The organism is Streptomyces sp. NPDC047453, from assembly GCF_040643155.1.
In the GTDB taxonomy this organism is placed as follows: domain Bacteria; phylum Actinomycetota; class Actinomycetes; order Streptomycetales; family Streptomycetaceae; genus Streptomyces.
Genome location: NZ_JBEYTS010000130.1, coordinates 1 through 9,816, shown reverse-complemented (window position 1 = coordinate 9,816; position 9,816 = coordinate 1). Strand labels below are relative to the sequence as shown.

Annotated in this window: 10 protein-coding genes and 3 pseudogenes; 8 read left to right on the top strand and 5 right to left on the bottom strand. The window is 68.2% G+C overall.

Annotated features, from left to right (window positions below):
- Positions 1 to 483: 483 nt before the first annotated feature.
- Positions 484 to 816, top strand: a pseudogene (locus ABZ818_RS41310) (MFS transporter); the annotation flags it as partial.
- Between the two features lie 85 nt (positions 817 to 901).
- Here ABZ818_RS41310 and ABZ818_RS41305 read toward each other — a convergent pair.
- Positions 902 to 1,183: pseudogene (locus tag ABZ818_RS41305) on the bottom strand (ornithine decarboxylase); the annotation flags it as partial.
- 592 nt (positions 1,184 to 1,775) lie between these two features.
- Here ABZ818_RS41305 and ABZ818_RS41300 point away from each other — a divergent pair.
- Complete coding sequence (locus ABZ818_RS41300) at positions 1,776 to 1,958, top strand: GNAT family acetyltransferase (protein WP_361427076.1); 183 nt, start codon at positions 1,776 to 1,778, stop codon at positions 1,956 to 1,958.
- Between the two features lie 29 nt (positions 1,959 to 1,987).
- Positions 1,988 to 2,248 (top strand): hypothetical protein, encoded by a 261-nt coding sequence (locus ABZ818_RS41295; protein ID WP_361427073.1) that lies wholly within the window; start codon positions 1,988 to 1,990, stop codon positions 2,246 to 2,248.
- A 137-nt stretch (positions 2,249 to 2,385) separates the two neighbouring features.
- On the opposite strand, the gene ABZ818_RS41290 is transcribed toward ABZ818_RS41295, so the two are convergent.
- Positions 2,386 to 3,576: a PP2C family protein-serine/threonine phosphatase gene (locus ABZ818_RS41290; protein WP_361427070.1), complete on the bottom strand. Its 1,191-nt coding sequence runs from the start codon at positions 3,574 to 3,576 to the stop codon at positions 2,386 to 2,388.
- 251 nt (positions 3,577 to 3,827) lie between these two features.
- Positions 3,828 to 4,301: a rhodanese-like domain-containing protein gene (locus ABZ818_RS41285; RefSeq protein WP_361427067.1), complete on the bottom strand. Its 474-nt coding sequence runs from the start codon at positions 4,299 to 4,301 to the stop codon at positions 3,828 to 3,830.
- 143 nt (positions 4,302 to 4,444) lie between these two features.
- On the opposite strand from ABZ818_RS41285, the gene ABZ818_RS41280 reads away from it, so the two are divergent.
- The gene (locus ABZ818_RS41280) at positions 4,445 to 4,891 is read left to right on the top strand and encodes an Lrp/AsnC family transcriptional regulator (RefSeq protein WP_361427064.1); all 447 of its coding nucleotides are present in this window, start codon (positions 4,445 to 4,447) and stop codon (positions 4,889 to 4,891) included.
- A 184-nt stretch (positions 4,892 to 5,075) separates the two neighbouring features.
- On the opposite strand, the gene ABZ818_RS41275 is transcribed toward ABZ818_RS41280, so the two are convergent.
- Both ABZ818_RS41275 and ABZ818_RS41270 read right to left on the bottom strand, forming a co-directional pair.
- Positions 5,076 to 5,210: a hypothetical protein gene (locus ABZ818_RS41275; protein WP_361427061.1), complete on the bottom strand. Its 135-nt coding sequence runs from the start codon at positions 5,208 to 5,210 to the stop codon at positions 5,076 to 5,078.
- Between the two features lie 18 nt (positions 5,211 to 5,228).
- Positions 5,229 to 5,468 carry a hypothetical protein gene (locus ABZ818_RS41270; RefSeq protein WP_361427058.1) on the bottom strand — a complete coding sequence of 80 codons (240 nt, stop codon included), beginning with the start codon at positions 5,466 to 5,468 and terminating at the stop codon, positions 5,229 to 5,231.
- Between ABZ818_RS41270 and ABZ818_RS41265 the strand changes: the two genes are divergently transcribed.
- The 4 genes and pseudogenes from ABZ818_RS41265 to ligD all read left to right on the top strand — a co-directional run bounded on the left by ABZ818_RS41265 (position 5,467) and on the right by ligD (position 9,387).
- The gene (locus ABZ818_RS41265) at positions 5,467 to 5,886 is read left to right on the top strand and encodes a CBS domain-containing protein (protein ID WP_361427055.1); all 420 of its coding nucleotides are present in this window, start codon (positions 5,467 to 5,469) and stop codon (positions 5,884 to 5,886) included. The genes ABZ818_RS41270 and ABZ818_RS41265 overlap by 2 nt on opposite strands.
- A 556-nt stretch (positions 5,887 to 6,442) precedes the next feature.
- Positions 6,443 to 6,852: pseudogene (gvpJ, locus tag ABZ818_RS41260) on the top strand (gas vesicle protein GvpJ).
- 859 nt (positions 6,853 to 7,711) lie between these two features.
- The gene (locus ABZ818_RS41255; protein ID WP_361427052.1) at positions 7,712 to 8,272 is read left to right on the top strand and encodes a hemerythrin domain-containing protein; all 561 of its coding nucleotides are present in this window, start codon (positions 7,712 to 7,714) and stop codon (positions 8,270 to 8,272) included.
- A gap of 212 nt (positions 8,273 to 8,484) precedes the next feature.
- Positions 8,485 to 9,387, top strand: a complete 903-nt coding sequence (gene ligD / locus ABZ818_RS41250) for a non-homologous end-joining DNA ligase (protein ID WP_361427049.1) — start codon at positions 8,485 to 8,487, stop codon at positions 9,385 to 9,387.
- The last annotated feature ends 429 nt before the right edge of the window (positions 9,388 to 9,816 follow it).

Below are 9,816 nucleotides of genomic sequence, written 5' to 3'. Positions count from 1 at the left end.
ATCCGTGACCGAAGGTGCTACCAAGTCGCACCACCCGTCACCGGGGCGGCTTGACAACAACATTAGGAAGCCTCCCACGACCGGCGTGTCTGTCGGACCGCAAGACGGCTGAACCGCGTAAAGAGACCCGGCCGCCAGGGGGATCCAGGCCAATCCTCCTATTCGCGGTGGCCTACCCGCGGCCCTGACTAAAAGAGCGGACATTATTCGCATACCCGCTATACGTGCGGCCGTACTCAGCTTGTTCTTTAACCTCTGCGCTGGGCAGCCACGCGAGCCTCCGGGCACGGACAATAGGTGTGGCCTAGGTTGCTTGTTGCTCGGTACGGTCGCGGCCATGGCGATTGCGGGGGCTCCTGGATGGATGGTTGGACGTGCGGGCACGGGCGATGTGGCTGGGCGCGTGCAGCTTGCGCGACGGACAGCGTCCGTTGCTGATGACCCGGAGGTAACCAAGCGACTCAACGGGTGAAGAGCGCATCGGTGTCCACCATCCCTGCGGCCCGCAAGAGCGGACGAGGCTGGGCCCTGCTGCTTGTCCTGTCCGGCACGATCTTCCTCGAGGACAGCGACGTCGCCATGCTGACCGTTGCCGTCCCCACCATCGGCCTGAGCACCAGCACCGCGGCGTGGGTGATGAGTGGCTACGTGCTCGGCTACGCCGGTCTCACCCTGCTCGGCGGCCGCGCCGCCGATCTGCTGGGCAGGCGGCGGATGTTCCTCACCTGGCTGGGCGCCTTCCTGGTCTTCTCCATGCTGGGCGGCTTCGCGATCGACGGCTGGATGCTGGTCGTGGCCCGGTTCGTCACCGGCGTGGGCCATACCCGGTGATGATCGACATGGCGGCAGGGGTCATGAAGGCCGCCGGGGAGAACAACCTGGCCCGCAGTCCGGCGTCCGCTCACTCCTCGACTGCCACCCGCACGCTCTGCAGGTCTGTGTCGGCGGCGTCCGGGAGGACCATGCCGGCCAGGATGCCGCTGCGCAGGTAGGCGATCACTTGGTGGTTGAGGCGTTCGCCGGGCAGCGCGGCCGGGATGCCCGGCGGGTAGGGGGTGAGCATCTCCGCCGCGATCCGGCCGCTCGCCTTGTCCACCGGTACCTCCTCGGTGCGGCCGAAGAACGCATCACGCGGCAGAAGCACCTGCTCCAGCCGCAACCCGGCGGGGTCGGGCACCTCCACTGCGGGGACCCTGAGCGAAGACGTTCGAGGAGGAGTGGCTGTTCGAGCGCAAGCTGGACCGCGTGCGTGCGCTCGCGGTCCGCGAGGGCGAGCGGGTCAGACCTATCCGGAGATCGTCGACGCGCTCGGAGGCCTGCCGGGACTTCACCGTCGACGGCGAGATCACCGCGATCAAGGGCGGGCGCAGCGCCGCAGCCCCTACGAGGTCCGGGCGTGACCCTGCGCAGCGTCAGCACTGAAGTGATCCACAGCCACTCTTCCTGTCGTCGCTGACAGTCTTGCTGCGGTCTCAGAAGGTGAGTGACCTGGTCGGAAGTATCCGCTGTTGGGGAAGGTTTCGGCGGTGAGCGTGTTATGCGTAGTATGTCCCAGGGTGTTTTGCGCCCTTGTCCGATGTGACCGCTGCTAGCGCGAGGAGGTGAACGGGATGAGTTCCTGCAGCAGTAGTCCCAGCTCCCATTCCGTTGCACCCGGGGCGCCCGGCGGCCATCGTGCCGCCGTCTGACGGCCTCGACTCGAAGTGCGAAGTGCCGGGCAGTGATCATGTTCGCCGCCGGCGCGCCTGCGGGTGCCGATCAGGCGGAGGTGCGTCATGACGATCACCATTGCGCTGCCCCGTTTCCCTGTCCCCGAGGTGGCCGAGCGTGGTCTGCGGCAGCTGCTGCCGGTCGCGGAGCCGGCGATCCTCGCCCTGGCCGACGCGTGCGGCATCGGGATGCCGGTGAGCCTGCTGTGGCTCAGCATCAAGCTCGCCCGGTCGTCCACGCAGAACTGATCGACAGCGCGGCCCCTTGGAGGCAGACGGTGAACGGTCCGCAGGAAGAAGCCCGTCAGGCGGTTCGCCGGGCGGGCCAACAGCTGACCGAGGACGCGGCTGCCTTGATGGCCGCGTCCGGGGAGGCCGCTGAGATCGGGTTGGAGACGCGTGCGAAAGAACTCCGGCGCGCCGTTCTTGTTGCCTGGAGCGCCGGCGTCGCGCCCGAGGACATTGCCCACGACGCCGGTGTGGAGGTCGGTGTGATCGGTGACTGGGTCGGACTGGGCGATACACGCCGTGGCTCCTAGCCGCGTGAAGAACCCGTCAATAATTTGTGACATCACACGCTCTGGGGCGCCTGCCCGGCACCCCAGAGCGGTCTGAACGGCACACTTACCGCCAGAGGCCATCCGGCCCCCTAGCCTTGCCCGCATCTTGCTCGGGTTCAGCCTGTCGGGTCGTCCAGGTCAGCGCTGTGTACCAGGGGAGTGGCGTGGAGACGGGTGTGTGGCACGGGCGTGCGCTGGATGGCGAGGATGGCGGCGTCATCGCTGAGGGCGCCGTCGGCGTGGGCGAGGAGATCCTTTTCGACGCACTGCACAAGTGTCCTGGGGCTGTTCTGGGTCCACTCGGCGACCCGCTCTTGCAGCGGGTAGAAGGCTTTGCTGCTGTCGCGGGCCTCTACGACACCGTCGGTGTAAAGGAGCAGAGTGTCACCGGCGTGGAACGAGAAGGTATGCGTGTCGTAGGTCTCCGGCCCCAGTCCCGACATGCCCAGCGGAGGTGCCGGGCAGGGGCTCGTTACGGGTGTCACCTGATCGTGCCTGATCAGGAAGGGCGGCGGGTGGCCGCAGTGCACGACCTGCGAGACGGGACTGTGATCGGGGATCTCCAGCAGCAGCGCGGTGATGAAGTGCTCCTGGGCCTCCTCGTCCGACTGCGGGAACCCAGTCAGGTAGCGGCAGACGCTGCGGTCCAGAGCCTCCGCGAGGGCGGGCAGCGTGGGGTGGTGGTGTGCGGCCTCCTGGAATGAGCCGAGCAGTGTGGCCGCCTCCCCGATCGCGGCCAGTCCCTTTCCCCGCACATCGCCGACGATCACACGCGTACGGTCCCCGGTGCGCGCCACCGCGTACAGGTCGCCACCGATGCATGCCTCCTTCTCGGCCGCCAGGTAAGAGGACGCGATGTGCAGGGGGCCGAGCCGGTCGGGCAGTGGGCGCAGCAGGGCTCTTTGGGCGGCCTCGGAGACGGACCGTACCTGGGCCAGTTCCGCCGTCCGCCGGTCGCGAACCAAGCACACGATCACGGCGAAGACCGACAGGATCGTGAGCGCGATGATCTGCGAGATGTGGTTGGTGGTGTCCACCCCGCCCTGGAGCACAGCGAGGAGGACCTGGGCACCCACCGCCAGTGCCCCGATCAGTCCAGTCAGCCGGTAGCCGCCGAACGAGGCGGTGATGGCAGGGGCTACGACGAGCAGCGGGCCAAGGTGAACGGATTCCGGGGATCGGAGGTCCGCCAGGATGATCGCGACGATCAGTACAAGCGGAATCGCCACCAGCGCGTGGCTCGACTGCCACAGCTGCCGTGGATGGGCGAGGCGCTGCCCGAGGTTCACCTTTCCAATGTGCACCATCCGCTCGGAAACCATCCCTGGACGGATGCAGCAGTCATGGTGGCCGCTGCCCAGTTCAGCGAAGCGCACGCCCCTGAGCCACGGTCCGAACCACGGCTTGGCCCGTCCCCGGCCCGTCGACGCGTGGGTCGGAGTGTTCCGCATCATTGTGATCATTCGTCGGCGCGGTCTTCGCGGTGGCGCAGCAGGCGCTGCCCGGCTTTGCGCGGCTCGGCTGCCGGGCATCGCCAAAGTGCGGGGACAAGGCGGGGTCAGCAGCCGCAGGCGCCCGCGACCGGGGCGGTCAGGGGGTCCGCGTCGCGGCCCTCGGGGCCCTGCCAGGTCTCGTAGGCGAAGCCCTCGCGCACCCAGTACTCGAATCCGCCGAGCATCTCCTTGACCTGGTAGCCGAGTTCGGCGAGGGCGAGGGCGGCACGGGTGGCGCCGTTGCAGCCGGGTCCCCAGCAGTAGGTGACGACGGGCACCGACTTGTCGAGCAAGCTCCCGGCCTGTTCGGGGATGAGCGCGGTAGGCAGGTGGACCGCGCCGGGGATGTGTCCCTGGTCCCAGGATTCGGTGGAACGGGAGTCGAGAATCACGAATCCCGGGTCGCCGCCGGCCGTGAGTGCGGCGGCGACGTCGGCCACGTCGGCGTGAAAGCGCAGCGAGGCACGGAAGCGGGCGGCGGCCTCGGCGGGTGCTGCGGGGGCGATGCGCAGGACGGGGTTCGGGACGGTCGTGGTCATGGAACGGGGCCTTTCCTGATGCCGGGCGACACGGCCCGGCTGCTGTCTACGACCTCGAATCTACGGGCCGGAACGGACACCCTGAAGGCATCACCCACGGTCTTTGATTGCTGTGGCCGGGGAATCCGTGTTACTTCTCATGAATGACCACGATTTCCCTGGACGTTATTGACTGGCGCATCCTTGACGTTCTCCAGCGCGACGGCCGGGCCAGCTTCACCGACCTCGCACGTGCCGTCTCCATGTCGGCCAGCGCGGTCACCGAGCGCGTGCGTCGGCTGGAGGAGGCGGGGATCATCAGCGGCTACGCGGCGGTCGTGGACCCGGACAAGGTCGGGCTGATGGTCATGGCGTTCGTGCGGCTGCGCTACCCGAACAGCAACTACAAGCCCTTCCACGACCTGGTCAAGGCGATGCCGGAGATCCTGGAAGCCCATCACGTGACGGGCGACGACTGCTTCATCATCAAGGTCGCGGCGCGTTCCATGCGCCACCTGGAAGAAGTCTCCGGCCGAATCGGCGGCCTGGGCTCCGTCACGACCAGCGTCGTGTACTCGTCTCCGTTGCCCCGGCGCCCTGTCGGTCACTGACACACCCGACGATCCGCCGGAGCGGCCGGGAATGCCCATGGTCTCCACCCGCCGCCGACAACCGACGGCCGAAGACCGTCATCTTCGCCTCCGCTCACCAAGCCGGACATCCGCCCCCCGGCCGCGGTGGACAACGACATCGAGATCGTCGCGGCCCCGACAGCGTCCCCTGCTAGGTCGGGGCTCACAGGTGCCATGCGCTGAGCTTGCTCAAAGCTTCGGCGCGTTCCTCAATGGTCTTCATCCGGGCAGGCCGCTCGACTTCATGGTGGCGGGCGTCCTGAGCAGTGTTCTGCCCGGGCCACTTGTGGTAGAGCAATCCGCGCTCCTCGATGAATCACCCGGCGGTCCACCGCAGGCCGAGCACGTCTTTGCAGCCGTCCATGTCGACGCCGACGGCGAGGTGGACCGGCTTGGGACCACCGAGGGGCCAACGGCCGCGCGCGGCCGCCGCGCCCGGCCCATGTCCGTGGCCCAGGTCCGCGGCGCAGGGCAGGTGCGGTGGGGCTCCGGTCGGGTACCCGACCGGAGCGGTGCGGTGGACGGCATCGCAGGACCTGACGAAGGGATGCGTCATGGTTCAGCACGTACGCGACATCATGACCAGCGAACTTGTGACGGTCGAACCGCTGATGTCGGTGACGACGGTGGCCCAGAAGATGCGCGACGAGGACATCGGGGTCGTCCTGGTGACCGAGGGCGACGAACTGCGCGGCCTGGTCACCGACCGCGACCTGGTGGTGCGCGCGCTGGCGGAGGGCGGCGACCCGGACCAGCGCACCGTCGCCTCCGCGTGCAGCGGCGATCTCTTCACCGTGACCCCCGACGAGGAACTCGACCAGGCGGTGAGGCTGATGCGGGAGCACGCCGTGCGCCGTGTGCCGGTCGTCGACCACGGTCACCCCGTGGGGATCATCTCCATCGGTGACCTGGCCATTGAACACGACCCCGGGTCCGCGCTCGGTGACATCAGCGCGGCGCAGCCCAACGAGTAGTCCATCCAGACGAACCGCTGGGGGCGCCGGAGCCTGGCGCCCTCACCAACACGGCCAGGCCGTGCACGACCGCGTGCGGCAGCGAGTCGGCGGCCCGGGCCGCGCCACGGGCGCCCTTGAAGTGCACATCGGCGGTCAGACGCATCCGTCGCCGTCGACGATTTGGGTGGCCCCGACTTCGTGGAGGTGACCAGGAATGCGGTCCGGTCGGCTTTGGGCCGGTTGTCGTAGGCGTCGTACCGGGTGATGGGCTTCCGTACCAGCGGTAGACGCGCCGCTGGTTGTGTTGTCGGGGGCGGGTCAGCGGCCCTTGGTGCGGTGTAGAGGGCGGCGGGGCTCCGGCCCTGGGGTCAGCGCTCGATGTGGTCACGGACGAGCGCGGCGACAGCCGCCCTGTCGGCCAACGCGCGCCTTCATCACCGCACATTTGTTTGATCTAGATGGGTGGGGCTACTCGATGGCGTTCGCTGGTGGCAGTCGCGTCTGTGGATCTCATGCGGATGCGGCCGCCGGGTTGGGGTGATGGGTCACGGGATAGGCAAGGGAGCTGGTCAGGGTGAGTGTGGTGGCAGCGCATGGCGGGGGAGGGGGAGGTTCCAGTGGCCTGTACGACGTACTGGAGCTGGTTCTCGACCGAGGGTTGGTGATCGACGCGTTCGTGCGGGTCTCCCTGGTCGAATCGAAATCCTGAAGATCGATGTGCGGGTCGTGGTGGCGAGCGTGGACACCTACCTGCGGTACGCCGAGGCTTGCAACCGCATGGACCTGGAGGCAGGGCCGCGCAAGCCGGTCGGACTGCCGGAGATCGTCGGCAGCCAGCTCGCAGGTTCCGGCAGTCAAGCCAAGACGAAGGGGGCCCTGTCCGGCGCTGCGGAGGCCATCGCCGATGCCTTCCAGCCGGCGCGCGACGAGGGCCGCGAGAGGGAAACCGTACGGCCGCGCCACCGCCGCGATGAGCAACGGTGAGCACTTTCCGTCTACGGCGTCATACACAGCTCCCACCCCCCGTTGTCTGAGCACACGGGCCGTCATCAGCGAGCCGCCACGCCCGGTGCGCATCCCTCGGGAGGGCGACCTGGCCGCCATCGTCAGCAGGTCACGTCGCTTGGGGCGTCACGCTTCGTGTCTTAGCTGCGATGTTGGATAGGCGCTCTTTACAAGGGTGTTGACCTCGCGACCATCCACCGTCACCTGTGACACTCCGGTTTCATGTCGCGCTGTATGTAGTGACCCCGGGCGGGGTCAGGTGCCTGCACTCCAGGGGAGGCTCGCGGGTGCCAACGTGTAGGGGCAGGCCAGCTCCCCCCGTGGCAGGTCTGCCCCTGCTCGAAAGACCGGCCTCCGCCCACAGCTGGCCACCGCCGGGAGCAGGAATGTGGACTGCGTGGGAAAGCGCGACAGCGGGTTTGGGGGGAGTTCCGCGGACAGTCCAGCCGCCTCCATACCGTGCTCCCTGTCGCCCCGCACGGCCTTGCGCTGCATAATCCTCAGACTCCACCGACCTGGCCCCCGCGCACCGCGGCTCCCCGTCCGCGCGGGCGCGAGTGCGTGCTCCTGGTTTCCATGCTCACCGTGCAGCGGCTTGAGAAGCCGTTGCATGGGAACTCGAGGGCGTGTCCGACAGCTGCTCCGGAGGACGCCCTGAAGGCCTGCGCGATGTTCAGTCTCGGCGACGGCCGAACTCATCCGACGCCGACATTCAGGCTGGCATCCGATCGAGTGAGCGGTATTGGGCTGGGTCCCACATGGTGTGCCGATGGGGGATCAGTGTGTGCAGGCTGGGGCGGACCTGGCCGTGACAGTACAAGCGAGAGGCGGATGGACGATGGGGCATGGCGGCAATGTGATCGAGGAATTGATGGCCGACCACCGGGAGGTCGAAGAGATCTTCGGCAGGATCCAATCCACGGCCGGCCAAGGGCAGGAGCTGCGTGATCTCGTCGACGAGGTCACCATCGAGCTGGTGCGGCACTCGGTCGCCGAGGAGCAGTACCTGTACCCGACGGTGCGCGAGCATGTCGCGGACGGCGGCCGGATCGCGGACAAGGAGCTCGCGGATCATAGCCGTGTCGAGGAACTCCTCAAGCAGTTGGAGAGGATCAACACCGATGACCCCCAGATGAGCCCGCTGCTGCAGCAGCTCATGGAGGAGGTCGCCGACCACGTCGAGGATGAGGAGAACAACCTCTTCCCGCAGCTGCGTCAGGCGTGTTCCTCCGAGATGCTCGATGATCTCGGGGAGAAGGTCCGGCGGGCCAAAGCTATGGCCCCGACCCGCCCGCATCCGGCTGCCCCGGACACTCCACCCGCGAATAAGCTCCTCGCACCGGGCGCCGGTCTGGTCGACCGGGCCCGCGATTTCGTCACTGGCCGCGGCAAGTCCTGACGGCCCTCCCGCATCCGCCGCCGGGCAGCGGTGGGATGGACACCGGGCTGGACCGCAGGTGCGGTGCAGTCCCGGTGTCCAGGGGGCGGCCGTGACGTGGGTCATGCACTCTGCCACCGAGTGGACGAAGGCCGGGCGTTTGCACCACCCGCGTTTCCCGGACCTTCGCGACGACAACAACCCACCGACGTGACTCGTGAGCGAGGTGCACCATGACCACGACCGAGATCCGGACGGGCAACCGCACCGTCGAAATCAAGCGGGCCGAAAAGGACATGTTCCCGGACGACGGCATCACCAAGGCCGACCTGGCCGACTACTACCGGCGCGTCAGCCGCCGAATCCTGCCGCACCTGCGCGGCCGCCCCCTGATGCTCGAGCGGTACCCGGACGGGATCGACGACGGCCGGTTCATGCAGAAGGACACCCCCGAGTACTTCCCCGACTGGGTCCACCGCTGCGAACTGCCCAAGGAAGACGGCACCGTCACCTATCCGATCTGTGATGACCTGGCGAGCCTGCTCTACCTCGTCGACCAGGCGTGCATCACCCCGCACCGCTGGCTGTCCAAGGCCGACCAGCCCGACCACCCCGACCGCCTGGTCTTCGACCTCGACCCACCCGGCGGGGACTTCGCACCCGTGCAGGAGGCCGCCGTCCTCCTGCACGAACTGCTCGACGAACTCGGCCTACCCTCCGGCCTGATGAGCACTGGCTCTCGCGGGCTGCATGTGCTGGTCCCGCTGGACCGCCGCACCGGATTCGACGAGGTGCGCGATTTCGCCCGCAGCCTCGCCGACCTGCTCGCCGACCGGTACCCCGACCGGCTCACCACCGCGCCCCGCAAGCAAGCCCGCAAAGGCCGGCTCTACCTGGATGTCCAGCGCAACGCCTACGGCCAGACCAGCGTCACCCCGTATGCGGTCCGCGCCCTGCCCGGCGCCCCAGTCGCCACGCCGCTGAGCTGGACGGAACTGGACGACCCAGACCTCGGCCCGCAACGCGGGACGCTGACCACCATCGACGCCCGCCTGAAGGACGACGATCCCTGGCAACCCGCACTGCGCCGCGGCCACGCGCTGGGCCCGGCCCGCCGGAACCTCGAAGGGATCTGATCACATCGCCGGCCTCGGCTACAGCACCAGCGCTCCGCTGCGGGCTCCGGTCCCGTGCACGGGACCGGATCCCGCGATCGGCACGATCATGCTGTGAAATCGGGTTGGTCCGCTGACGGCTCGAAGGCCTGCAGTGGGCGTGCGCTGGCGGCCACCAGCTTCCAGCGGGGCGGCTCGCCGTGTGCAGTGGCCGCCGGACGTTCGAGGGGGAGTGGCTGTTCGAGCGCAAGCTGGACGGCATGTGCGTGCTCGCGCCGGGGCAACGGCGGTGCGAGCGTGGGTGCAGAAGGCTTTTCCCCTGGCTGTGTGCAACCAGCTGCAGCGCGGCACAGCAGTGTCAATCCCCTGGTTGCGTAGAGACGTTGGTTATGCGGCCCGGTCCTCCTGATCGGTCTGGGTCCGCGCTTCTTGGATGATCCGTTCGAACTC